Consider the following 24,136-nt stretch of genomic DNA (forward strand, 5'->3'; position numbering starts at 1 on the left):
CAACATGACTATTCCTTTCTTTATACCACCAGGTGTGGCGTTAGCTAACGGCCATTTCACGGCTGAAAATATCATTACTAAGGTCACGCACAGCGGGGATCTGGCTGGCATATTTCACGATCAAACTGCCTGGCGGGCGATCTCTTCAGAAACGCCAATTTACCAGGTTGAAATGCTGAGTTCAGCGCAAGGTGACGGCGAGCTTTATGTGGGAACCACGCATCTGAATCCGGGGCGTGTTGGCGACGAATTTTACATGACCAGAGGGCATTTTCATCAACGGCGCGAGCAAGGTGAGGTTTATTTTGGCCTGCGTGGAAGTGGCCTGTTGCTACTGCAAACTGAGCAGGGTGAGACGAGGCTGGAGCAAGTCTTCGCTGGCTCTGTCCACATCATTCCAGGTTTTACAGCACATCGTCTAATCAACACCGGAACGGAAATTCTCTCAGCACTGGCAGTCTGGCCAACCATTGCCGGGCATGACTATGCCTCGTTGGCAAAGGGCTTTGCGCTACGCGTTATAGAGCAGGATGGCAAAATTCAGGCGAAGGAGGTGCAAAATGGCTGAGCCGCTCCTCAATTTCGGACTGGATATGCAGGTCCATCACCAGCCAATGGGTTTTAGCTACGGCGAAGAGGTAATTGGGCCAGTGCCGGAGATCCGTAAACTCGATCAGATCCGTGCTTCATTGCGTGATCCTTTGTGCCAGGGGCCGGAAGATGTTTATGCGATAGTCATGGATGTTGCTCGATTGCAGGACAGAGAAGAACTTAAAAAACGGATGTTACTGTTTGGCGTGGTGACTTACGCTTCCGGGCGGTTGGGCGATGAACCTGTCCGCAGCCAGGGGCATATTCATCGGATTAGTGCGCACAGTGGCTGGTCGCCGCCAGAGTTATATGAAATCTGGCAGGGTAAAGCGATTATTTACATGCAGGAATATGTTTCCGACGATCCGGGGCGCTGCTTTGCAATCGTGGCCGGGCCTGGAGAAAAAGTGCTGGTGCCGCCGGGTTGGGCGCATGCCACGATCTCAGCTTCACCTGATGAACCGCTGACATTTGGTGCCTGGTGCGACCGGGAATATGGATTTGAATACGAAGCCGTGCGGGCATACAAAGGGCTGGCGTGGTATCCACTATTGCAGGATGAGCATATTGCCTGGCAGCATAACCGTCGCTATATGCCGGGGCGTTTGCAGGTGACTTCACCACGCAGCTATACCGAATTTGGGATTACCGATGAGCCGCTATATCAACAATTTATTGATGATCCCGCGCGTTTTCAATTTATCTCAAAGCCAGGAATGATGAGCCAGAAGTGGGTGGGTTTCCATCCTTAAAAGAGTCGGATGTCGCTCACGCTAATCCGACCTTCGGGCTTGGTGTTGTACGGTGGATAGGCGTAAGCGTCATCCACCGTTTTTTTAAGAGAACAACCCCACTGCTACGCCTACTGCCGCTAACACTAATAACAGCAACATCGCTTTCACCGGTGACACGCCGCGTTTTGCCATCAAATACCAGGTACCAATCACCACCAACAATGGCAATAAATTCGGGAAAATCCCGTCCAACATTTGTTGCACATGAATATTCACGCCGTCTTTGGTGACAAATTCAAGTCCGGTGCCGAGCTTCACGTAACTTGCCGCCACGCCACCCATCACGAATACGCCGAGCAACGATAGCGCTTCACGCAGGCGAGTCGATTTGCTGCTCACCAGCATCTCAACGGACGTCGATCCCATGCGGTAGCCTTTCAGGAACAGGAACCACGAGCCAGGAATAATAATCGCCAGCCACGCCACGCAGTAAAACAGTGGCCCTAGAATATTCCCTCCCGCCGCCAGCGCCATCCCGATACTGAGCAGAATCGGGATTAACATCCCTGGAATCATTGAATCGCCAATTCCAGCCACTGGCCCCATCAGTCCCACTTTCAGGGTGTTGATAGTTTCGCCGTCGATTGGCTCACCGTTGGCGCGCTTCTCCTCAAGACCCAGCACCATGCCGTTGACTATCGCACCCAACTGCGGCTCGGTGTTATAGAACGACGCGTGGCGTTTGAGCATCTCTTTGCGTTGTTCATCATCGGGATAGAGCTTTTTCGCCACCGGCAACATACTCAAGCAAAAGCCGAATGACTCCAGGCGCTCAAAGCTCATTGAGGAGAGGTTGTACATCATCCAACTACGCCAGCAACGGCGCAGATCCTGGCGAGTGAGTTTACGTTCTTCCATCAGAATTCATCCTCATCATCAGCGGGCGTGGAGGCTGTACGTTCAGCCTGTGGCTCAGGTTTGTAGTTGTAGTGAATCAGTGCCAGTAACGCGCCGACAATCACCAGCGCCACCATATTTAGCTTCAGGAAAACAATGCAGATAAACCCCACCAGGAAGTAAATCAACATGCTGTAATTCTTGATGATTTGTTTAAGCAGAATGGCGATACCGACAGCTGGCAGAATCCCGCCGAGCACGTTCATAGTGGAAAGAACGATGTGCGGCAGGCTGTCCATAAAGGCGTTGATATACTGCGCGCCGAAATAGACCGCGATAAACGTTGGAATAAAACGCATCAGGAAGTTGGTGGCTTGCGGCCAGATAGCGCTGTTGAGATACACGCCGCGCTCGTCGCCCTTTTCCAGCGCGATATCCGCACGGTGGTTCCACCAAGAATTGAGCACCATCATGGCGTTGAATAACACGGTGCCCGCAATACCTATAGTGGCAGCTAACGCTACAGCCACTTCAGGGCCTTTATTGGAAAGAATACCCAGTGCAATGGCCGGGAAGGCCACAAAGTTGAGATCCGCAGGCATAGAACCACCGGGGGTTACCATGGCGATATACACGGCCTGAACCGCCACGCCGATGATAATCCCGGTTTGCACATCGCCGAGAATAAAACCTACCAGCATCCCTGAAACCAGTGGGCGGGTAATCAGATACCAGCCGCCAGTCAACCCCAGTAGCCATGGGCTACTAAGCGCACCGAGGTAACAGAGAATGCCGATTAGAGCTGCTTCGAAAGCCATAATGCACTCCTTTATTTGAGTTTTTGTCGAGCATCTTGCCAGCTGTAACTGCTGGCATCGGGTACCAGTCGAAATTCAATCTGGTGCCCGTGCTGCGAGAGATAGTCGAACGCCGCTATCTCTTCGGGATTCACAGACTGATTCGGGCCAATGGTGGTGGTAGTGGCTCGTGCGCTCATCGGACCAACGTTGATTTTCTTATTGCTGTTTTGCAGGCTGATACCGGCTTCTTCAATGCGTTTAAGCGTCACCGGAGATTTACCAATCACGAAATAGTGCTTCTCACTGGCGATGATCTTCGGCAGTTTTTCAATCGCGGTGGCGGTATCAAACAACCAGACTTTGGTGTCCTGCACCGCACCTTTCATCACCGAAGACAACAACGGATCGGCGGCAACAGCGTCATCAATGGCGATGATCCCATCGCACGGCAACTCCTTTGCCCAGCGGGTGATCAACTGGCCGTGGATCACCCGATCGTCAATGCGTACAAAAGAAATACTCATCGCTGCCCCTTAGAAATCATCAGATTGTGTGGTTTCAGCCAGTTGGGCCTGAACCAGCGAGTCGCGCGACTCTTCCAGTAAAACCGCTGCTGCTTGGGCGACATCGGTCAGATCTTTTATTTCATCGCTTAGCAATAGCATCGGGAAATTAACACCTCCCAACACCGCCATTGGCGGCTGCGTTTGCGGATCGAACGCATGATGGCAGGCGATATTCCACGGCGTGCCGCTTTGCAAATCGCACAACACCAGCACACCATCAGCATCTTTGGCGGCCTGTTTCAGCACCGCGGCAAACTCATCGCCAAAACTATTGATGCCCTTGTTCTCAGTGAGCATCACCGGGAATACATGCGGCAATTCGCCATAAACCATTTTGCTACCGGCCAGTAGTGCTTCGGCAAGCGAGCCATGTGTTGCCAGAATTACGTTAATCATCTTGTTATCCTCTTACCCAGGCTTTCATGGTGGCGAGCTGTTGACCTACACCGCTGCCATATGGGGAAATGCGATATTCGCCGACTGCCGCTGGAACAATGAAGGTTTCGGCGTAATGCACCACAAAGGGTTCGAATGCGCCGCTCGGGCTTTCAACCAGCGCTTCACTGCCTTCCACCAGATTCAGTACGTTCACGCCACCATGAGTGTGGTGCGTGACTGGCTGTGTAAACCAGTGGCGGCGGGTTTCGATAAACTCACGTTCATGTAGACCCGTACGTTCTTCGCGCCAGCCATCACCTTCCGCGATAGGCTCGAAATGATTCACCAGATGCTCGGTGACCCATTGCGTATCACGTTGCCAGTCAATCACTTGCGCGCCATGTTCCAGATGTAGCGGACGTGGTAGACCATCCAAACCGAGGCGGCCCCAATCCCACAATTTGAAAGTGAAAATATACGGCGTTGCGCTGATCTCCAGCACCATTGCACCGGATCCAGAGCAGTGAACGGTACCTGCCGGGATCAGGAAGTGATCGTGTTTACGTGCCGGGAAACGGTTAACGAATTTCTCATCATCAAAAGCTTTTTCACCCCGCTGCGCACTCGCAAGATCGTCGAGCATTTCCTGTGGATTAATACCGGTTTTGGTCCCCAGATACACTTCCGCACCAGGCTCTGCTTCCAGCATGTAATAGCTCTCATCCTGGGTGTAATGCATGCCGAAATGCTGCTGGATGTATTCGGTAATCGGGTGAACCTGGAAGCTTAAATTCTGCCCGCCGATGGTATCGAGGAAGTCGAAGCGGATCGGGAATTCCGCACCAAAACGGGCATGCACACGCTCGCCAAGCAACGGGCGAGGGTAGAGCAATACCAGATCCTGAGAGGGGATCTCGATCCGCACATCACCAAAACGCAGTAACAGGCTGTTCTCCTCGGGCACACAGTCAAAACACCATGCGTAATTTGGTTTTGAGGGATCGAGATCGAATTTGTCTTTCATCCATTGACCGCCCCAGACTCCTGGGTCGAAGAATGGCACTACGCGGAACGGTTGTTGCGTGGTTTGTTGCAGCGCGTAGCGTAGCGCTTCACCGCTGACCATTGCTGGTTGTTCGGCATTGGTATCGAGTAGGAAATCTACACGTTTCAGAAGCGGCGTTTTATGACGATCAAACACACGCCACTCAATGAAAAACGCGCGTTTGTAGCGGCGCAGAATATCTTCATCTGTATTATTCGCGCCCCAATTGCCTAGTTCACCACGGCGAAAACGCTGCTGGATTTCCCAGCGCGCCAGATCCGCATACACCAGAACATCCCCTGAATGAATAAGTGCTGCTCCCGGGCCGTAAACCACTACCAATCCTTCGGTTATTTCAGCGACCTCTAGCTGTGCGGCGGCGAGTTTTTCCGGGCAAAGAAACTCATTTAATTCATGGCATGAGAGTACGCCAAACACCCGGTCATCCGTCAGGTTGCGTGCCAGCAAATCATGCAGATGTTGTTCACTTAAGCGCGCAGATTCGGCATTAATGGTGAGTGTTGGGTTGAGTTGTGCAATGAGTTGCGCGTGAATCTCTTCGAGTTGAACGCCTGGGTAGCAGTCAATAACCAACACGGTTTTTCCCGAGCGAGCAAGTTGCTTACTGACGGCTTGTTGGATTGCGGGCCAACCCTGCCATGCGTGATGGTCAAATCCCGAAACGCTGACTTCGGGATACTTATCGTATGATGCCGGATGCATATTCTTCTCCCTGTTCTTGATAAATTAAGATTAATCGATTAACCGACTTTGAACAGGGTGGTAAACGCGATTAACCCGCCACTTTTAGCAAGATGTCGCCTGAAGTTGAGTTATCTGTGATGGCTTTCACATGGAGAAATGCATTTTTTTGGTTATTCGATTAATCTGAGAATAATTGCTAAATACCAAGGAGTGCTAATGAGCACCGTAACCCTTGCCAAAGTCGCAAAGCAGGCGGAAGTTTCAACTGCTACCGTTTCAATGGTGTTGCGTAACCGAGGCAGAATTTCTGACGCCACTCGAACCCGTGTGCTGAAAGCTCTGGATGACCTGGGGTACGTGTATAACCAAACGGCAGCCAATTTACGCAATCGCACCAGTAATCAGGTCGGACTGCTGCTGCACGATATTACCAACCCTTTTTACGGTGAAATGACTGCCGGGCTAAGCCAGGAAATGGAACGTCACGATCTGCTGCTATTTTTGGCAAACAGTGAAGAGTCCGGCGAGCGCCAGCAAAAATTTGTCGATTCTCTGATGCGCAATAACGCCTGCGGCATGGTGTTGTGCGCGGCACGGGAAACGCCCTCGATATTTTTCGAAACCCTGAAGCGCCGTAATATTCCGGCGATTATGGTGGTGCGCCCCATGGACGATGTGGACTTCGATTTTGTCGGCACCGATAACTTTTTGGGCACTCAGTTGGCGACACAGCATCTGTTACGTCTTGGGCATCGCAACATTGCATTTATCGGCGGTAGTGAAAATTCTATTAGCCGTGCACAGCGTATCGGCGGCTACAGCAGCAAACTGCTAGAGCACCGTATCCAGCCGAAAAGTGAATGGGTGGTTTCATCGCTCGCGAGTCAAAGTGATGGTGCCCGCGTGGCTGAAGAGCTATTCCGGCAGTATCCGGAAATCACGGCCGCTGTCTGTTATCAGGATATTGTGGCACTCGGCGTCATGCAGACACTGCGTAAAATGGGACGCCAGCCAGGCATCGACTTCGCGCTTGTAGGTTTTGACGATATTACCGAGGCATCTTTGGTTCAGCCGGCGCTGACGACAGTTTCGGTCGCCGCTAAAGAGATTGGTCGCAAAGCTGGAGAGCTGTTATTTAGCCGTATTCAGGGTAACGATGAGCCCCCAAAACGTATCATCCTGCCTCCAACGCTAGTGGTGCGGGAGTCATGTGGGTTTGCATAATGGGTGATTTAAAACCTTTTGATTATCAGGTGAATGATGGGTTTTACTGATAACTTCAGCGTTTTGTCATAAATTTCTTATTATCGGTGTTTTCGAGTGGCGGCTTGTGAGCGGGCTGGTTAACCTGAGAACGTTATATATGCAGATTAATATAGAAAAGAGAGTGAATATGGATGGATCACAAGTCCGTGTAGCAATCGCGGGTGCGGGTGGTCGCATGGGGCGACAACTGATTCAGGCTGCATTACAGCTGGATGGCATCAAACTCGGTGCAGCACTTGAGCGTACAGGGTCATCCCTGGTTGGTAGTGATGCAGGTGAATTAGCCGGTGTAGCGAAAACAGGCGTTATCGTGAGCGACAGTCTGGATGCCGTGGTCAACGACTTCGATGTCTTTATCGATTTCACTCGTCCTGAAGGCACGCTGAACCATCTGGCTTTCTGCCGCCAACACGGTAAGGGCATGGTTATTGGGACGACGGGTTTTGATGATGCGGGCAAACAGGCGATTACTGACGCTTCAACACAGATCCCAATTGTCTTTGCCGCCAACTTTAGCGTTGGTGTGAACGTGATGCTCAAGCTGTTGGAAAAAGCTGCAAAAGTGATGGGCGACTATACCGATATCGAAATCATCGAAGCGCATCATCGTCACAAAGTTGATGCTCCATCGGGTACCGCTCTGGCGATGGGCGAGGCTATTGCTCATGCGATGGATAAAGACTTAAAAGAGTGTGCGGTCTATTCCCGTGAAGGGTACACCGGCGAGCGCGTTCCAGGCACTATTGGTTTTGCCACAGTGCGTGCAGGCGACATTATTGGTGAACATACGGCGATGTTTGCGGACATCGGCGAGCGTATTGAAATCAGCCATAAAGCATCCAGTCGTATGACTTTTGCAAATGGTGCAGTTAAGTCTGCATTATGGCTGAGTGCTATGAAAAGTGGTATTTATGACATGCGTGATGTCCTTGATCTTAATAGTTTGTAGTCGTTATTACCCATCGTGATGTGGTTATTTCAATCGTAATTACTTGATTGATAGGGCAATATTTTATTGCCCTTTTTATTTAATGTGATTTTTGTTGTTTTTTTTAATTATTTGTTTGTAATGCTTGTAATTGTACATTTATGACCCGTTAATCATTGTTTCTTTATCATTTTTGACCATTTGGTCCACTTTTTACCTTCTTGCAATCAGATTCCCATTCATCCAGGCCCGCAACCGATTACGCACCGTAAGTTAGCTGTTGATTTCACCGGTCAATTCCTCTTTTTCACATCAGATCGCTAAAAAACACATAAAAAGTTGCGCTTATGGTAGACTTTTCCCCGGCCGCTCACTAGAATGCCGCCGTTTGTCAAAAATCCAAATGACAGGCTGTTTTGCATTGATTCCTGAATTCGTTTTGAATTAATATGCAAATAAATTGACTGTTTATTCCCTGGAGGGCGTTTTGATTAAGTCAGCAATATTGGTTCTGGAAGACGGAACCCAATTCCACGGTCGGGCCATTGGGGCATCGGGTTCGGCCATTGGGGAAGTCGTTTTCAACACCTCTTTGACCGGTTATCAAGAAATCCTCACTGATCCTTCCTACTCCCGCCAGATTGTCACTCTTACTTATCCTCATATCGGAAATGTCGGCACCAATGCTGCTGACGAAGAATCCTCCCAGGTACATGCGCAAGGCCTCGTTATCCGTGACCTACCACTGATTGCCAGCAACTACCGCAATACCGAAGACCTTTCTTCCTATCTTAAGCGCCATAACATTGTGGCCATCGCCGATATCGATACCCGTAAGCTGACCCGAATTCTGCGTGAGAAAGGTGCACAGAACGGCTGCATTATTGCCGGTGATAACCTGGACGCCACTCTGGCTCTTGAGAAAGCAAAAGCCTTCCCTGGCCTTAATGGTATGGATCTGGCGAAAGAAGTGACCACTCAGGAAGCTTACGCCTGGCAGCAGGGGAGCTGGACACTTGAAGGCGAGTTGCCTGAAGCGGCTAAAGAAGAAGATTTACCGTTCCATGTCGTCGCCTACGATTACGGCGTGAAGCGCAACATTTTGCGCATGTTGGTTGACCGCGGCTGCCGCCTGACGGTGGTTCCGGCGCAAACATCAGCTGAAGATGTGTTGAAGATGAATCCAGACGGCATCTTCTTATCTAACGGCCCAGGTGACCCGGCACCATGTGATTACGCTATCAGCGCAATCAAATCCTTCCTGGAAACCGACGTGCCGGTATTCGGTATCTGCTTAGGCCACCAGTTGCTGGCTCTGGCAAGCGGCGCGAAAACCGTGAAGATGAAGTTTGGTCACCACGGTGGTAACCACCCGGTTAAAGATTTGGATCGCGATTGCGTGATGATTACTGCTCAGAACCACGGTTTTGCGGTAGAGGAATCAACACTTCCGGCGAACCTGCGCGTGACCCATAAGTCACTGTTCGATGGCACGCTGCAAGGCATCCATCGTACCGATAAAGCGGCATTTAGTTTCCAGGGCCACCCTGAAGCAAGCCCGGGTCCACACGATGCGGCACCACTGTTTGACCACTTTATCGAATTGATTAAGCAATACCGTTCTACCGCCACTCTTAATAGCAAGTAAGTATCAGGAGCTAAATAAAATGCCAAAACGTACAGATATAAAAAGCATCCTGATCCTCGGCGCAGGTCCAATTGTTATCGGCCAGGCGTGCGAGTTCGACTACTCCGGTGCTCAGGCGTGTAAAGCGCTGCGTGAAGAGGGTTACCGTGTCATTCTGGTGAACTCCAACCCTGCAACAATTATGACCGACCCGGAAATGGCCGATGCGACTTACATCGAGCCGATTCACTGGGAAGTGGTGCGCAAAATCATTGAGAAAGAGCGCCCGGATGCGGTTCTGCCAACCATGGGCGGCCAGACTGCGCTGAACTGTGCGCTGGAACTGGAACGTGAGGGCGTGCTGGCTGAATTCGGCGTCACCATGATTGGTGCTACCGCTGATGCTATTGATAAAGCTGAAGACCGCCGCCGTTTCGACGTGGCGATGAAAAAAATCGGCCTTGATACTGCGCGTTCTGGTATTGCACACAATATGGAAGAGGCGCTGGCTGTTGCGGCTGACGTGGGTTATCCGTGCATCATCCGCCCTTCATTCACCATGGGTGGCAGCGGCGGCGGTATCGCTTACAACCGTGAAGAATTCGAAGAAATCTGCGAGCGTGGTCTGGATCTTTCGCCAACCAAAGAGCTGCTGATTGATGAATCCTTGATCGGCTGGAAAGAGTACGAAATGGAAGTTGTGCGTGATAAAAACGACAACTGCATTATTGTCTGCTCTATCGAAAACCTTGACCCGATGGGTATCCACACCGGTGACTCCATCACTGTTGCGCCAGCGCAAACGCTGACCGACAAAGAATACCAAATCATGCGTAACGCCTCGATGGCGGTGCTGCGTGAAATCGGCGTAGAAACGGGCGGTTCTAACGTGCAGTTCTCGGTCAACCCGAAAACTGGCCGTCTGATTGTTATCGAGATGAACCCGCGCGTGTCGCGTTCTTCGGCGCTGGCTTCTAAAGCAACCGGCTTCCCGATTGCGAAAGTTGCTGCGAAACTGGCGGTGGGTTACACCCTCGATGAGCTGATGAACGACATCACCGGCGGCAAAACGCCTGCGTCGTTTGAACCGTCTATCGACTACGTTGTGACTAAAATTCCTCGTTTTAACTTCGAGAAGTTCGTCGGCGCTAACGACCGTCTGACCACGCAGATGAAATCTGTGGGTGAAGTGATGGCGATTGGTCGCACACAACAGGAATCACTGCAAAAAGCGTTGCGCGGCCTGGAAGTGGGCGCAACCGGTTTTGACCCGAAAGTGAATCTTGATGACCCTGAAGCGCTGACCAAAATTCGCCGCGAGCTGAAAGACGCTGGTGCTGAGCGTATCTGGTACGTTGCTGATGCATTCCGCGCGGGCATGTCTGTTGATGGCGTGTTCAACCTGACCAACATTGACCGCTGGTTCCTGGTACAGATTGAAGAGCTGGTGCGTCTGGAAGAGAAAGTCGAAGAGATTGGCATTACTGGCCTGACTCACGACTTCCTGCGCTTCCTCAAGCGTAAAGGTTTTGCAGATGCGCGTCTGGCTAAACTGGCTGGCGTTCGCGAATCTGAAATCCGCAAACTGCGTGAGCAATACAAATTACACCCGGTTTATAAGCGTGTTGATACCTGTGCGGCTGAGTTCTCAACAGATACGGCCTACATGTACTCCACTTATGAAGATGAGTGCGAAGCTAACCCGAACAACGACCGTGACAAAATCATGGTGTTGGGTGGCGGCCCGAATCGTATCGGCCAGGGTATCGAGTTCGACTACTGCTGCGTTCACGCATCCCTTGCGCTACGTGAAGATGGTTACGAAACCATCATGGTTAACTGTAACCCGGAAACCGTTTCTACCGACTACGACACCTCTGACCGCCTGTACTTCGAGCCTGTAACCCTCGAAGACGTGCTGGAAATTGTCCGCGTTGAGAAACCAAAAGGCGTTATCGTGCAGTACGGCGGCCAGACTCCGCTGAAACTGGCTCGTGAACTGGAAGCAGCTGGCGTACCGATTATCGGTACCAGCCCGGATGCCATCGACCGTGCAGAAGACCGTGAGCGTTTCCAGCACGCTGTTGACCGCCTGAAGCTGAAACAGCCTGCCAACGCCACCGTCACCGCCATCGAAATGGCGGTAGAGAAAGCGGCACACATTGGTTACCCGCTGGTTGTGCGTCCATCCTACGTTCTGGGTGGCCGCGCGATGGAAATCGTCTATGACGAAGTCGATTTGCGCCGTTACTTCCAGACAGCGGTTAGCGTTTCAAACGACGCGCCAGTGCTGCTCGACCGCTTCCTCGACGATGCGGTAGAAGTGGATGTTGACGCAATTTGCGACGGTGAAACCGTGCTGATTGGCGGCATTATGGAACACATCGAACAGGCAGGCGTTCACTCCGGTGACTCCGCATGTTCATTGCCAGCTTACACGCTGAGCCAGGAAATCCAGGACGTGATGCGCCAGCAGGTGCAGAAACTGGCTTTCGAACTGCAAGTTCGCGGTTTGATGAACGTGCAGTTTGCGGTGAAAGATAACGAAGTCTACCTGATTGAAGTTAACCCACGTGCAGCGCGTACTGTACCGTTTGTCTCTAAAGCAACCGGCATGGCGCTGGCTAAAGTAGCGGCGCGCGTGATGGTTGGGCAAACCCTTGTACAGCAGGGCATGACCAAAGAAATCATCCCACCGTACTACTCCGTAAAAGAAGTGGTGTTGCCGTTCAACAAATTCCCGGGCGTTGACCCACTGTTAGGGCCAGAAATGCGCTCAACCGGTGAAGTCATGGGCGTTGGCCGCACCTTCGCAGAAGCTTTCTCCAAAGCAATGCTGGGCAGCCAGTCCACCATGCGTAAACCAGGCCGCGCACTGCTGTCTGTTCGCGAAGGTGACAAAAAACGTGTGGTAGACCTGGCGGCTAAATTGCTGAAGCAGGGCTTCGAACTGGACGCAACCCACGGTACTGCGGTTGTGTTGGGTGAAGCAGGTATTAACCCGCGTCTGGTGAACAAGGTGCATGAAGGTCGTCCGCACATTCAGGACCGTATCAAGAATGGCGAATACACCTACATCATCAACACCACGGCTGGCCGTCAGGCAATTGAGGATTCCAAGCTCATTCGCCGCAGCGCACTGCAATACAAAGTGCACTACGACACCACGCTGAACGGTGGTTTTGCTACCGCGATGGCGCTGAACTCTGACGCGACAGAAAAAGTGATTTCAGTGCAGGAAATGCACGCGCAAATCACTAAGTAATCGCTTCGTAGAGCTTTCTAAACCCGCCTCGGCGGGTTTTTTTTCGTTTATTGTCTGCACCGGGACGCCTTCAGAGTGTTCTGTATTTTCCAGCGAAGCCGGAAAATCCTGCTAATGTTTTTAGTCTGAAGATGAGAAATGACTACAAACAGGGAGAACAACATGAAAAACAAAATTCTACTGGCGTCCTTATTCGCTACCGCAACGTTGCTGACCGTAGCAGGCTGTTCATCTAACCAGGCGGTAAAAACCACAGATGGCAAAACCATTGTCACAGATGGTAAGCCACAGGTTGATGACGAGACTGGCCTGGTTTCTTACAAAAATGCGGAGTCCGGCAAGACTGAGCAGATCAACCGCGATCAGGTTAAATCGATGGGCGAACTGGATAATTAATTCAAGACTTCCCACTTAGCCCGACTGGAATTATGACTATTAGCCTGTTGAATTACTGACTACACTCTTTGAGAAAAGAATGCGGTAAAACAACAGGCTAATTGATGATTTTAATTATTTATTCACACCCTTACCCGCAACACTCTCACGCAAACCGAAAAATGCTTGAGCAAGCCTCGCTTTTGCCCGATGTAGAAGTGCGCTCCCTCTATGAGTTATACCCCGATTTCAACATTGATATTGCCGCCGAGCAGGAAGCATTAAGCCGCGCAGATTTGGTTATCTGGCAGCACCCGATGCAGTGGTACAGCACTCCGCCATTAATGAAACTGTGGATCGACAAAGTCCTTGCTCACGGCTGGGCATACGGGCGTGGTGGTAAGGCACTACACGGTAAAAATGTCATGTGGGCGGTTACTACTGGTGGTGGCGATAACCATTTTAATCTGGGTGACCATCCAGGCTTTGATGTGCTTGGACAACCCTTGCAGGCGACTGCGCTTTACTGTGGCATGAACTGGCTGCCGCATTTCACCGTTCATTTCACTTTCGTTTGTGATGAAAACACGCTCGAAGTACAGGCCGAGCAATATAAACAACGGTTACTCGACTGGCGGGAGGCGAACCATGGATAGTCATAGCATGATTCAGGCGCTGATTTATCTCGGCTCCGCCGCGATCATTGTGCCCATTGCGGTGCGCCTTGGATTAGGTTCGGTGCTTGGCTACCTGATTGCCGGGTGCATTATCGGCCCGTGGGGATTACGTCTGGTTACCGATGCCGAAACTATTCTGCATTTTGCGGAGATCGGCGTGGTGTTGATGTTATTTGTGATTGGTCTGGAGCTTGACCCTCGTCGCTTGTGGACGCTACGCGCCTCGGTGTTTGGCGGAGGTGCCCTGCAAATGGTGGCGTGTGGTTTGCTGCTCGGCTTGTTCTGCATGTTCTTAGGGCTGCGTTGGCAGGTGGCGGTTTTAATCGGCCTAACGCTGGCGCTTTCTTCTACCGCCATCGCTATGCAAGCCATGAACGAGCGTAACCTGACGGTTTCGCAAATGGGGCGCAGCGCGTTCGCCGTGCTGTTATTCCAGGATATCGCAGCAATTCCGCTGGTGGCGATGATTCCGTTATTAGCCAGTAGCGGTGCGACTACGACCCTGGCTGCGTTTTCCATTTCAGCTCTGAAAGTGGTTGGTGCATTGGCCATCGTTATATTGCTGGGCCGCTATGTGACGCGCCCGTTGCTGCGGTTCGTTGCGCGTTCCGGCCTGCGTGAAGTCTTCAGCGCCATGGCGCTGTTTATGGTGTTTGGTTTTGGCTTATTGCTTGAAGAAGCTGGGCTTTCGATGGCGATGGGAGCGTTTCTTGCCGGTGTGTTACTGGCAAGTTCCGAGTATCGCCATGCTCTGGAAAGTGATATCGAACCGTTCAAAGGTTTGCTGCTCGGGTTGTTCTTTATCGGTGTGGGCATGTCGATAGATTTCGGTACGTTGCTTGAGAATCCGCTGCGGATTATCGCGCTGCTCTTCGGATTCCTGGCGATCAAAATCATTACGCTCTGGATTGTGGCAAAACCGCTCAATGTGCCGCGTAAACAACGGCGCTGGTTTGCTGTTTTGCTGGGACAAGGTAGTGAATTTGCTTTCGTGATTTTTGGTACAGCAAGAATGGCTGAGGTGTTAGATGACAGTTGGGCGAAATCTCTGACCCTTGCTGTTGCGCTATCAATGGCGGCAACGCCGCTACTGCTAGTATTGCTCAACCGCCTGGAGAAGTCGGGTAAAGAGCAGGCGCGAGAAGCGGACGAAATCGATGAAGAACAGCCGCGAGTGATTATCGCAGGCTTCGGTCGTTTCGGGCAGATTGCCGGCCGTTTGTTACTCACCAGCGGGGTAAAAATGGTCGTTCTTGATCACGACCCAGACCATATTGAAACGCTGCGTAAGTTTGGCACCAAAGTCTTTTATGGTGATGCAACACGCGTGGATTTACTGGAGTCCGCCGGGGCTGCAAAAGCTGAAGTGCTGATCAATGCTATCGATGATCCTGATGCCAATATGCAACTTGCAGAGCTGGTGCAGGAACATTTTCCGCATCTGAAAGTGATTGCGCGAGCACGCGATCTTGACCACTTCATTCGCCTGCGGCAGTTGGGTGTTGAACAACCAGAGCGTGAAACATTCGAAGGCGCATTAAAAGTGGGGCGCCGGGCACTGGAAGGTCTGGGCGTTGGCAGCTACGAAGCGCGTGAGCGAGCCGATCACTTCCGACGTTTTAATACGCAGATGGTTGAAGAGATGGTTCCGGCTCCAGACTGGTCGGCGCGAGCCGATGTGCTCAAACGCACCAGTGCCATGCTGACTGAGGTGATTAACGAAGATCGTACACATCTGAATGTGATTCAGCGCCACGGCTGGCAGGGGACGGAAGAAGGGCTTCATTCGGGGAAACTGGCCGATGAGCCGCCAGTGAAACCGGAATAACTAAAAAGCTCCCAAATTTGGGAGCTTTTTTAAATCTATTGGTTTGAGCAAAAGTCAGCTCAAAGCTACTTTAATCCCTAGCGCAATCAACATTCCACCCAGCAGTTTATCGACAATTTTCTGTGCCTTAGCCAGGCCGCGACGAACAGGCTCGCTTTGGATTAACACGACCAACAGAGGCCACCAGACCACGGACAGCATCAGAATAACTCCGGCGTACCAAAGTTTTTCCATGGTCCCCGAATTCACGTTCAATACCTGGGTGAAAACAGAAAGGAAGAATAGGGTCGCTTTGGGGTTCAGCAGGTTGCACAAATAGCCCTGTAAAAAGGCTTTCTTAAGGGTCGTTTGTTGGCGCTCAACATTGCTGACATCCATTTTACTGCTGCCGCGTGCGAGTAATGCCTGGAAACCAATCCAGATCAGATAAGCGGCCCCGGCATATTTCAACAGGTCAAATAACCATGGCGTGGTGGTAATAACCACCGCTAAACCCGCAACACAATAAGTCATGTGAGTTGCCACGCCGCTGATGACGCCCAGCGAGGTCATCATTGCCGCAGTGCGTGAATAGCGGGCGGCATTCTTAATGACCAGAAAGAAATCAGGCCCAGGAGAGAGCATCCCCAAAGTGGCAATTGTGGCGACAAAAAGCGTGGTTTCCAGCATGGTTTTATCCGGCAAAATAGAGGAAAAGTGTGAACTGCGACAACTATAACGCAGCTATCACGTAAACTTATAGTGGATGGTCTTCCACAGTTAAGAATTTTTTACGTTCCTTCTGGCAATTTTAAGCTAACTCATTGTTCCTGCTGAATCAGGAAGCAATGCGTTACAGGTTTACAGTCGCAGAATAAAAAAATTCTTACGGACAGGCTTGCGGATAGTCGACGAAAGAATGCGCTTTCCGTATAGTGGCGGCAATTTTTTCACCACCCTTGGGTTAATAGAATGATCAGTCTGATTGCTGCATTAGCGGTAGATCGTGTAATTGGCATGGAAAACGCCATGCCCTGGGATATCCCTGCCGATCTGGCATGGTTTAAACGTACTACGCTCAATAAACCTGTCATCATGGGGCGTTTGACCTGGGAATCGATTGGTCGTCCTCTTCCTGGTCGCAAGAATATCGTCATTAGCAGCAAGCCCGGCACCGACGATCGCGTTGAGTGGGTTTCATCCGTAGAAGATGCCATTAAAGCCTGTGGCGATGCGGAAGAGATTATGGTGATTGGCGGTGGGCGTGTTTACGAACAGTTCCTGCCGAAAGCACAGCGCTTGTATCTGACGCATATTGATGCGGAAGTGGAAGGGGACACGCACTTCCCGGATTACGACCCGGATGAATGGCAGTCTACCTTCAGCGAATTTCATGACGCCGACGAGCTCAACTCGCACGGCTACTGCTTCGAAGTACTGGAACGTCGTTAAGGCGTTGAGAATGAAAAAAACGGTTAGCTAGTATATCCAAAATAATTCGAGTTGCAGGAAGGCGGCAAGGGAGTGAATCCCCAGGAGCTTACTAACGTAAGTGACTGGGGTGAACGAGAGCAGCCAACGCTCATGCAACTTGAATTATGACGGATATAACCGGGTTTTTTATTATGAAGCGATAGCCGTTTCTCCACCGCCAACATCTTGCTGGCGATTCGATGGCTGGGTGAAATATTTTTTATCTTCCCAGCGTAGGCATGTTAGCTCACCACCCCAGCAGCATCCTGTATCCAGCCCGTAAATCCCTTCAGGTGTACCTTTACCTTCCAGTGATGCCCAGTGCCCGAAGATAACGGAGTATTCATCGGTAACCGGCCCTGAAATAGCAAACCACGGTTTAAGCGGCGCAGGAGCGCTTTCTGGTGTGTCTTTGCAGTACATATCCAGTTGCCCGTTCGGGAAGCAATAACGCATGCGGGTCAGCGAATTGGTAATAAAGCGCAGACGAGCGAGCCCTGAAAGTTCAGGCGACCAATTGTTAGGCATATCGCCATACATTGCATCGAGGAATAATGGATAGCTGTCGCTTGAAAGCACGGCTTCAACATCACGCGCACAGGCCATTGCAGTATTCAAATCCCACTGCGGCGTAATCCCGGCATGTGCCATCACCAGTTTTTTATCTTCATCAACCTGAAGCAAAGGTTGGCGACGTAACCAGTTCAGCAGTTCGTCGGCATCTGGCGCTTCCAGCAATTGGGAAACGCGATCTTTAGGTTTATTACGGCTAATGCCTGCATAAACCGCCAGCAGATGCAGATCGTGGTTACCAAGAACAATACGCACGCTATCGCCAAGGCCACGTACGTAGCGCAGAACTTCAAGCGATCCGGGTCCACGCGCGACGAGATCGCCCGTAAGCCATAAAATATCTTTGCCAGGCGTAAACTCAACCTGTTGTAGCAGGGCTACCAGTTCATCGTAACAACCATGAACATCGCCAATCAGGTATGTAGACATCGTATCAGTGAATAAAGGCTGGGATAGCCAGACGGAATACGGGAATAGCGACACGGAAAGCATCGCCCTGAGAGTCGACCATTTCGTAATGGCCTTGCATGGTGCCAAGCGGTGTTTCAAGTACCGCACCGCTCGTGTAGCTATATTCGTTGCCCGGTTCAATATGCGGCTGGACGCCAATCACGCCCTCGCCCTGAACTTCAGTTTCATGGCCGTTTCCATTGGTGATAAGCCAATAACGACCAAGCAATTGCACCGGTGTTCGCCCCAAGTTACGGATGGTTACAGTGTAAGCAAAGACGAAACGTTCGTTCTCCGGGGAGGACTGCGCTTCGATATAAACGCTTTGTACCTGAATGCATACGCGGGGCGAATTTAACATCGTTAACTCTCCTTTGGCTGCTGCGGATTGTCAGCCAAATAGTTTGCCAGTTGGCAATACTGTGCGACTGAGATGTTCTCAGCGCGTAGGGTTGCGTCGATTCCCAGTTCCGCCATCACCTCTGGACTAAACAGATGCCCAAGGCTGTTACGAATCGTTTTGCGACGCTTGTTAAAGGCTTCAGTGGTGATGCGGCTTAACACACGCAGCTCTTTAACAGGGTTCGGTATTACTGCATGTGGCACCAGGCGCACGACGGCAGAATCAACTTTCGGTGCCGGTGTGAAGGCCGTTGGTGGCACTTCAAGTACTGGGATCACATTGCAATAATACTGCGCCATGACTGATAAACGACCATACGCTTTACAGTTAGGGCCAGCAACTAAACGATTTACCACCTCTTTTTGCAGCATAAAGTGCATGTCAGCAATGGCATCAGTATAGCTAAAGAGATGGAACATCAATGGCGTGGAGATGTTATACGGCAGGTTGCCAAAAACGCGCAACGGCTGACCGATTTTTTGCGACAGCTCTCCAAAATCCATTGTCATGGCATCTTGCTGATAAATAGTCAGCTTCGGTGCCAGGAATGGGTGCGTTTGCAGACGGGCTGCAAGATCACGGTCGAGTTCGATGACGGTCATTTCATCAAGGCGTTCACCCACAGGCTCGGTTAATGCGCCAAGGCCGGGGCCGATTTCAACCATCGCCTGGCCTTTCAGTGGATTAATAGCAGAGACAATACTGTCGATAACGAACTGGTCATTAAGGAAGTTTTGTCCAAAACGTTTACGGGCTAAATGGCCCTGGTGGACACGAGTATTCATTGAGTATTAGCAATCATCTTGATGGCGAGATTAAGCGCCGTAATAAAACTGCCGACCTCGGCTTTCCCCTGGCCGGCTAGATCTAGCGCGGTGCCATGGTCAACCGAAGTGCGGATAAAAGGTAAGCCTAGCGTGATATTTACCGCTCGACCAAAGCCCTGATATTTGAGTACAGGTAAGCCCTGGTCGTGGTACATCGCCAGCACTGCATCGGCGTTATCGAGATACTTAGGCTGAAACAGCGTATCTGCCGGTAGCGGGCCAGAAAGCTTCATTCCAAGACCGCGCATTTCATTCAGTACTGGAATGATGGTATCAATTTCTTCAGTACCCATGTGGCCACCTTCCCCGGCATGGGGGTTGAGGCCACAAACCAGTACATGCGGCTGCGCGATACCAAACTTGGTTTGCAGGTCATGATACAGGATGGTGATTATCTGGCGTAATAATTCTGGCGTTATCGCATCACTAATGGCTTTAAGCGGCAGATGTGTCGTCACCAGCGCAACGCGAAGTTCTTCGGTCGCCAGCATCATCACGACTTTTTCGCTGTGCGATCGCTCTTCGAAAAACTCGGTATGCCCGATAAAGGGGATACCAGCATCGTTAATGATGCCTTTATGTACCGGCCCGGTGATCAGCGCTGCAAATTCACCCTTGATACAACCATCACATGCCCGAGCCAGCATATCCACTACATACTCACCATTCTTCACATCAAGCAACCCCGGTTTGACTGGTGCTCGTAGTGCTATGGGCAGTATGGTGAGTGTTCCGGCAGTTTGCGGGTTTGCAGGAGCATCAGGCGAGTAAGGAATGAGCTGAAGAGGAAGACCGAGAAGAGCTGCACGTTCCAGGAGTAATTCGGGAGACGCTGCGACAACCACTTCGACAGGCCAGTCGCGCTGTGCCAGCGCAATGACCAGATCAGGACCAATCCCGGCAGGTTCGCCGGGAGTGATGACTACACGTTGGATATTAGCCATTGCTACCTATGACTTTCACATAAGCAGATGCGCGTTGTTCTTGCATCCAGGTCTGTGCTTCTTCAGAGAACTTACGGTTGAATAGCATGCGATACGCGCGGTCTTTCTGCGCAGCATCAGTCTTATCAACGCTACGAGTATCCATAAGTTCGATCAAGTGCCAGCCGAAGGAGGAGTGAACCGGTGCACTCAACTCACCTTTATGCATTTTCGACAGTGCATCACGGAAGGCAGGATCATAGATATCGGTAGCAGCCCAACCCAAGTCACCGCCCTGATTTGCTGAACCTGGATCTTCAGAGAAGGATTTTGCTGCCGCAGCGAAGGTCGTTTTTCCACTCTTAATATCAGCTGCAATCTGGTTTAACTTAGCTCGCGCTTGGTCGTCACTCATGATTGGCGATGATTTCAGTAAGATATGACGTGCATGAACTTCAGTCACAGAAATGCTCTGGCTCTGGCCACGCAGATCGTTCACTTTCAGGATATGGAAACCAACACCTGAACGAATCGGACCGATTACGTCACCTTTTTTCGCCGTGCCTAATGCCTGAGCGAAAATAGTTGGCAGTTCCTGGATACGACCCCAACCCATTTGACCGCCTTTCAGTGCTTGCTGGTCAGCAGAGTAGGTGATTGCCAATTTTCCGAAATCGCCACCATTTTGCGCTTGTGAAACGATGTCACGCGCTTGCTTTTCCGCATCGTCTACCTGAGTAGAAGTAGGGTTTTCCGGCAATGGAATCAGGATGTGGCTCAGGTTAAGTTCGGTGCTGCTGTCGTTTTGGCTACCAACCTGTTGCGCAAGGGAATCAACCTCCTGCGGCAGAATAGATACACGACGACGAACTTCACTATTACGCACTTCCGAAATGGTCATCTCTTTGCGGATCTGTGCACGGTAAGAATTGTAATTAACTCCGTCATAGGCCAGACGACTACGCATCTGATCCATGTTCATTTTGTTCTGGGCAGCGATATCAGCAATAGCTTTATCAAGCTGCTCATCCGTCACTTTAACGCCCATTTTCTGACCCATCTGCAGCATGATCTGGTCCATGATCAGACGTTCCAGAATTTGATGACGCAGAGTGTTGTCGTCGGGAAGTTGTTGCCCGGCTTGTTGGGCGCCGCTCTTCACTGACTGCATCATGCCGTCAACGTCACTTTCCAGTACCACACCGTTATTCACTACGGCTGCAACTTTATCGACCACTTGTGGGGCCGCGAAAGAGGTGTTCGCCACAAGGACGACACCGAGAAGCAGCGTTCTCCAATTCTTCATACTTTTTCCATTTCTTAGCCGCAAAGCGGACTGCTAATTCAAGTCAAAGTGAATTACATCGAGCTCTGATACGGCAGAATGTTTGAACGCAACATCTGCTGTGTGCCCAGGCCGTAGTTAGAACTCAGGCCACGTAACTCGATGTTAAAGCCAATTACGTTGTCGTATTTGCTTTGGTTATCTTCCCAACCGTTAATTTTGCGCTCATAACCTAAACGAATCGCATAACAGCAAGAGTTGTACTGCACGGCTAACATGGAGTCAGCCGCTTGTTGTGCATTGGTATCGTAGTAATACGCGCCAACAACAGACCAGCGATCAACGATAGGCCAGCTTGCCGTCATCCCAACTTGTGAGATTCCGTCTTTGTACTGGTCAGCATTAATGTTGATGTTAGAAACAGTGGCGCCGATGTATTCAGGGCTTGCGTAACGGTAGTTAAATTGTACCAGGCGATCGTTATCTTTACGATATTCGATAACGCCGTTACCGGTCGCAATATTATCAAGCCGTGTATCGTACTGTAAGCCACCGCGTAAACCCCAGCGGTCAGTCATGCGCCAATAGGTATCGCCAGCCCATACCACAGAACCTGTTTCGTCACCTTTTTCACTGTTAATCGTTTCATCACCAGTACGAGACTTGGTGAAGTAGTAGATTTGACCAACAGAAACATTAAAACGTTCAACAGCTGCGTCATCATAAACACGAGTTGTAACCCCCGTGGTGACCTGATTGGCTGAAGCTATACGGTCAAGGCCGCCGTAAGTACGATCACGGAACAAGCCATTGTAGTCAGATTGCAACAACGCAGAATCGTAGTTGTTGATGTTACTTTGGTCGCGGTACGGCACATACAGATACTGTACGCGTGGCTCAAGGGTTTGCGCCCAGCCTGCTGCAGAGTCCATATCGCGGTCGAAAATCAGTTTACCGTCCATTTTGAATTGAGGCAGGGTACGGTTAACCGTAGACTCTAACTTGCTGTTGCTATTGACATTTTTTTCGTATTTTTCGAGATTGTCCTGCTGATAGTGTGTTGCCATCAGCTTTGCTTCGGTATTCAGGCTTGCCCAACCATTGGATAACGGTAGGTTAATTGTTGGCTCAATATGCAGGCGTGTAGCTTCCGGCATGTTGTTATTAAAGTTAGTAAACTTAACAGCCTGACCATAGATACGCGTATCAAACGGTCCAACGTCGCTTTTATAGTAGTTCATATCCAACTGTGGCTGAGCACTGTATGAATTTGCACCGCTATTACGTTGAGAATCGAAAATCTGGAACTGTTTTGTTGCAAGTGTGGCGTCGAAGTTTTCAACGGCATAACCAACACTGAATTTCTGTGTGGCATAACCGTCAGTACTAGAACCATATTGCGAAGTAAAGTCGTTGAAGTAGTTTGGATCACTGACTTTGGTGTAGTCGATATTAAAACGCCACACCTGATCCATCACACCGCTGTGATTCCAGTAGAACAACCAACGGCGTTCATCCCCTTCAGGGTTCTTCGCGGTATCGTCTTTGTATTCCTCATCAGACAACAGGTAGTCGAATTCCATAATACCCGCGCCAGCTTTGGTCAAGTAACGGAATTCGTTCTGCCATTGAGTACCACGTTGCTCCATATAGTGCGGAGTGATTGTGGCATCAAAGTTTGGTGCGATGTTCCAGTAATACGGCAGAGAAAACTCAAGGCCATTATTGGTACTGTACTTCGCATTTGGGATCAGGAAACCGGAACGACGTTTATCACCGATTGGCAATTGCAGATAAGGGCTATAGAAGACCGGAACCGGGCCCAGTTTAAAACGGGCATTCCAGATTTCCGCGACTTCTTCTTCACGGTCCTGAATGACTTCACTTCCCACAACGCTCCAGGTATTAGAACCCGGCAAACAGGAAGTAAATGTGCCATTTTCCAGAATGGTGTAGCGATTATTGCCGCGCTGTTTCATTAGATCGGCAGTACCCCGCCCCTGGCGGTCTACCATTTGGTAGTCACCTTCCCAGACGTTGGTATCTTTGGTGTTCAGGTTTGACCAGGCTTTTGGCCCTTTAAGAATAACCTGATTATCATCGTAGTGTACGTTGCCGACAGCATCGACCGTGCGGACAGGGTCCGGCTGACCTTCAACCTGTTTTTGGTGTAGCAACACTTCATCAGACTGTAGGCGGCTATTGCCTTGCTGAATATCAACATTGCCAGTAAACACCGCATCATCAGGATAATTTCCTTTTGCGTGATCGGCATTTATAGTAACGGGTAGGTTATTGGTATCTCCCTGAATTAAAGGGCGATTGTAACTTGGGATACCAAGCATACACTGCGACGCAAGATCGGCAGCCATACCTTGTTGACTATACAGCGCTGCGCCAATCAAGGTGGCCAGCAAGGTGGGAATACGTTTTTTCATACGTGTTATTCGTTGTTCCATCATCAATGGCTTAGCGTCGGCAAACGGTCAGAGACTAACTTACTCATCACCACAGCGCTAGTGTTAATCCTTCCCGTTCAGC

At 50.6% G+C, this 24,136-nt stretch carries 22 protein-coding genes; 10 read left to right on the forward strand and 12 right to left on the reverse strand.

Annotated features, from left to right (window positions below; genetic code table 11):
* Nucleotides 1-4 precede the first annotated feature (4 nt).
* The gene (locus tag AC0IXI_RS03495; protein WP_413499055.1) at nucleotides 5-568 is read left to right on the forward strand and encodes a glucose-6-phosphate isomerase family protein; all 564 of its coding nucleotides are present in this window, start codon (nucleotides 5-7) and stop codon (nucleotides 566-568) included.
* Entirely contained in the window at nucleotides 561-1,343 is a 783-nt protein-coding gene (locus tag AC0IXI_RS03500) for a glucose-6-phosphate isomerase family protein (RefSeq protein WP_064513777.1), read from the forward strand. The genes AC0IXI_RS03495 and AC0IXI_RS03500 overlap by 8 nt, the downstream gene beginning before the upstream one ends.
* Before the next feature lie 84 nt (nucleotides 1,344-1,427).
* Here AC0IXI_RS03500 and AC0IXI_RS03505 read toward each other — a convergent pair whose 3' ends face one another.
* The 5 genes from AC0IXI_RS03505 to AC0IXI_RS03525 are packed head-to-tail and all read right to left on the reverse strand — an operon-like array spanning nucleotide 1,428 to nucleotide 5,734.
* A complete protein-coding gene (locus tag AC0IXI_RS03505; RefSeq protein WP_034459364.1) occupies nucleotides 1,428-2,243 on the reverse strand; it encodes a PTS system mannose/fructose/sorbose family transporter subunit IID in 816 nt (271 codons plus the stop codon).
* Nucleotides 2,243-3,040 carry a PTS mannose/fructose/sorbose/N-acetylgalactosamine transporter subunit IIC gene (locus AC0IXI_RS03510; protein ID WP_064513773.1) on the reverse strand — a complete coding sequence of 266 codons (798 nt, stop codon included), beginning with the start codon at nucleotides 3,038-3,040 and terminating at the stop codon, nucleotides 2,243-2,245. The genes AC0IXI_RS03505 and AC0IXI_RS03510 overlap by 1 nt, the downstream gene beginning before the upstream one ends.
* 11 nt (nucleotides 3,041-3,051) lie before the next feature.
* Nucleotides 3,052-3,546, reverse strand: a complete 495-nt coding sequence (locus AC0IXI_RS03515; RefSeq protein ID WP_064513771.1) for a PTS sugar transporter subunit IIB — start codon at nucleotides 3,544-3,546, stop codon at nucleotides 3,052-3,054.
* Nucleotides 3,547-3,555: 9 nt separating this feature from the next.
* Nucleotides 3,556-3,984 (reverse strand): PTS sugar transporter subunit IIA, encoded by a 429-nt coding sequence (locus AC0IXI_RS03520; RefSeq protein ID WP_064513769.1) that lies wholly within the window; start codon nucleotides 3,982-3,984, stop codon nucleotides 3,556-3,558.
* Between the two features lie 4 nt (nucleotides 3,985-3,988).
* A complete protein-coding gene (locus tag AC0IXI_RS03525; protein ID WP_471681930.1) occupies nucleotides 3,989-5,734 on the reverse strand; it encodes a class I mannose-6-phosphate isomerase in 1,746 nt (581 codons plus the stop codon).
* A 198-nt stretch (nucleotides 5,735-5,932) separates the two neighbouring features.
* Between AC0IXI_RS03525 and AC0IXI_RS03530 the strand changes: the two genes are divergently transcribed.
* The 7 genes from AC0IXI_RS03530 to kefC all read left to right on the forward strand — a co-directional run bounded on the left by AC0IXI_RS03530 (nucleotide 5,933) and on the right by kefC (nucleotide 15,682).
* Entirely contained in the window at nucleotides 5,933-6,940 is a 1,008-nt protein-coding gene (locus tag AC0IXI_RS03530; RefSeq protein ID WP_064513763.1) for a LacI family DNA-binding transcriptional regulator, read from the forward strand.
* Nucleotides 6,941-7,109: 169 nt separating this feature from the next.
* Nucleotides 7,110-7,931, forward strand: a complete 822-nt coding sequence (dapB, locus tag AC0IXI_RS03535) for a 4-hydroxy-tetrahydrodipicolinate reductase (protein WP_471681931.1) — start codon at nucleotides 7,110-7,112, stop codon at nucleotides 7,929-7,931.
* 466 nt (nucleotides 7,932-8,397) lie between these two features.
* Complete coding sequence (gene carA, locus AC0IXI_RS03540) at nucleotides 8,398-9,558, forward strand: glutamine-hydrolyzing carbamoyl-phosphate synthase small subunit (RefSeq protein WP_064513760.1); 1,161 nt, start codon at nucleotides 8,398-8,400, stop codon at nucleotides 9,556-9,558.
* A 19-nt stretch (nucleotides 9,559-9,577) separates the two neighbouring features.
* Nucleotides 9,578-12,802 carry a carbamoyl-phosphate synthase large subunit gene (gene carB, locus AC0IXI_RS03545; protein ID WP_064513758.1) on the forward strand — a complete coding sequence of 1,075 codons (3,225 nt, stop codon included), beginning with the start codon at nucleotides 9,578-9,580 and terminating at the stop codon, nucleotides 12,800-12,802.
* Nucleotides 12,803-12,964: 162 nt separating this feature from the next.
* Nucleotides 12,965-13,198, forward strand: a complete 234-nt coding sequence (locus AC0IXI_RS03550) for a YgdI/YgdR family lipoprotein (protein ID WP_064513757.1) — start codon at nucleotides 12,965-12,967, stop codon at nucleotides 13,196-13,198.
* 104 nt (nucleotides 13,199-13,302) lie between these two features.
* Nucleotides 13,303-13,833 carry a glutathione-regulated potassium-efflux system oxidoreductase KefF gene (gene kefF, locus AC0IXI_RS03555; protein WP_154150684.1) on the forward strand — a complete coding sequence of 177 codons (531 nt, stop codon included), beginning with the start codon at nucleotides 13,303-13,305 and terminating at the stop codon, nucleotides 13,831-13,833.
* On the forward strand, nucleotides 13,826-15,682 hold the full coding sequence (gene kefC / locus AC0IXI_RS03560) for a glutathione-regulated potassium-efflux system protein KefC (protein ID WP_471681932.1): 1,857 nt from the start codon (nucleotides 13,826-13,828) through the stop codon (nucleotides 15,680-15,682). Before kefF ends, kefC begins: the two co-directional genes overlap by 8 nt.
* Nucleotides 15,683-15,736: 54 nt before the next feature.
* Here the strand turns inward: kefC and AC0IXI_RS03565 are convergent, their stop codons facing one another.
* Nucleotides 15,737-16,351 (reverse strand): LysE family transporter, encoded by a 615-nt coding sequence (locus AC0IXI_RS03565; protein ID WP_064513754.1) that lies wholly within the window; start codon nucleotides 16,349-16,351, stop codon nucleotides 15,737-15,739.
* 282 nt (nucleotides 16,352-16,633) lie between these two features.
* Between AC0IXI_RS03565 and folA the strand changes: the two genes are divergently transcribed.
* Nucleotides 16,634-17,113, forward strand: coding sequence for a type 3 dihydrofolate reductase (gene folA / locus AC0IXI_RS03570; protein ID WP_064513752.1), 480 nt, complete (start codon nucleotides 16,634-16,636; stop codon nucleotides 17,111-17,113).
* Between the two features lie 171 nt (nucleotides 17,114-17,284).
* Here the strand turns inward: folA and apaH are convergent, their stop codons facing one another.
* Genes apaH through lptD form a run of 6 tightly spaced genes read right to left on the reverse strand, consistent with a single transcriptional unit; the run spans nucleotide 17,285 to nucleotide 24,033 of the window.
* On the reverse strand, nucleotides 17,285-18,136 hold the full coding sequence (apaH, locus tag AC0IXI_RS03575) for a bis(5'-nucleosyl)-tetraphosphatase (symmetrical) ApaH (RefSeq protein WP_134184647.1): 852 nt from the start codon (nucleotides 18,134-18,136) through the stop codon (nucleotides 17,285-17,287).
* A 4-nt stretch (nucleotides 18,137-18,140) separates the two neighbouring features.
* Nucleotides 18,141-18,518: a Co2+/Mg2+ efflux protein ApaG gene (gene apaG / locus AC0IXI_RS03580; RefSeq protein ID WP_034459334.1), complete on the reverse strand. Its 378-nt coding sequence runs from the start codon at nucleotides 18,516-18,518 to the stop codon at nucleotides 18,141-18,143.
* Nucleotides 18,519-18,520: 2 nt separating this feature from the next.
* The gene (gene rsmA / locus AC0IXI_RS03585) at nucleotides 18,521-19,345 is read right to left on the reverse strand and encodes a 16S rRNA (adenine(1518)-N(6)/adenine(1519)-N(6))-dimethyltransferase RsmA (RefSeq protein WP_064513749.1); all 825 of its coding nucleotides are present in this window, start codon (nucleotides 19,343-19,345) and stop codon (nucleotides 18,521-18,523) included.
* Nucleotides 19,342-20,331, reverse strand: coding sequence for a 4-hydroxythreonine-4-phosphate dehydrogenase PdxA (gene pdxA, locus AC0IXI_RS03590; protein WP_471681933.1), 990 nt, complete (start codon nucleotides 20,329-20,331; stop codon nucleotides 19,342-19,344). Before pdxA ends, rsmA begins: the two co-directional genes overlap by 4 nt.
* A complete protein-coding gene (gene surA / locus AC0IXI_RS03595; RefSeq protein ID WP_064513744.1) occupies nucleotides 20,324-21,616 on the reverse strand; it encodes a peptidylprolyl isomerase SurA in 1,293 nt (430 codons plus the stop codon). The genes pdxA and surA overlap by 8 nt, the downstream gene beginning before the upstream one ends.
* 53 nt (nucleotides 21,617-21,669) lie before the next feature.
* Entirely contained in the window at nucleotides 21,670-24,033 is a 2,364-nt protein-coding gene (gene lptD / locus AC0IXI_RS03600; RefSeq protein WP_471681934.1) for an LPS assembly protein LptD, read from the reverse strand.
* Nucleotides 24,034-24,136: the final 103 nt, after the last annotated feature.

The organism is Buttiauxella sp. AC038, assembly GCF_979253565.1.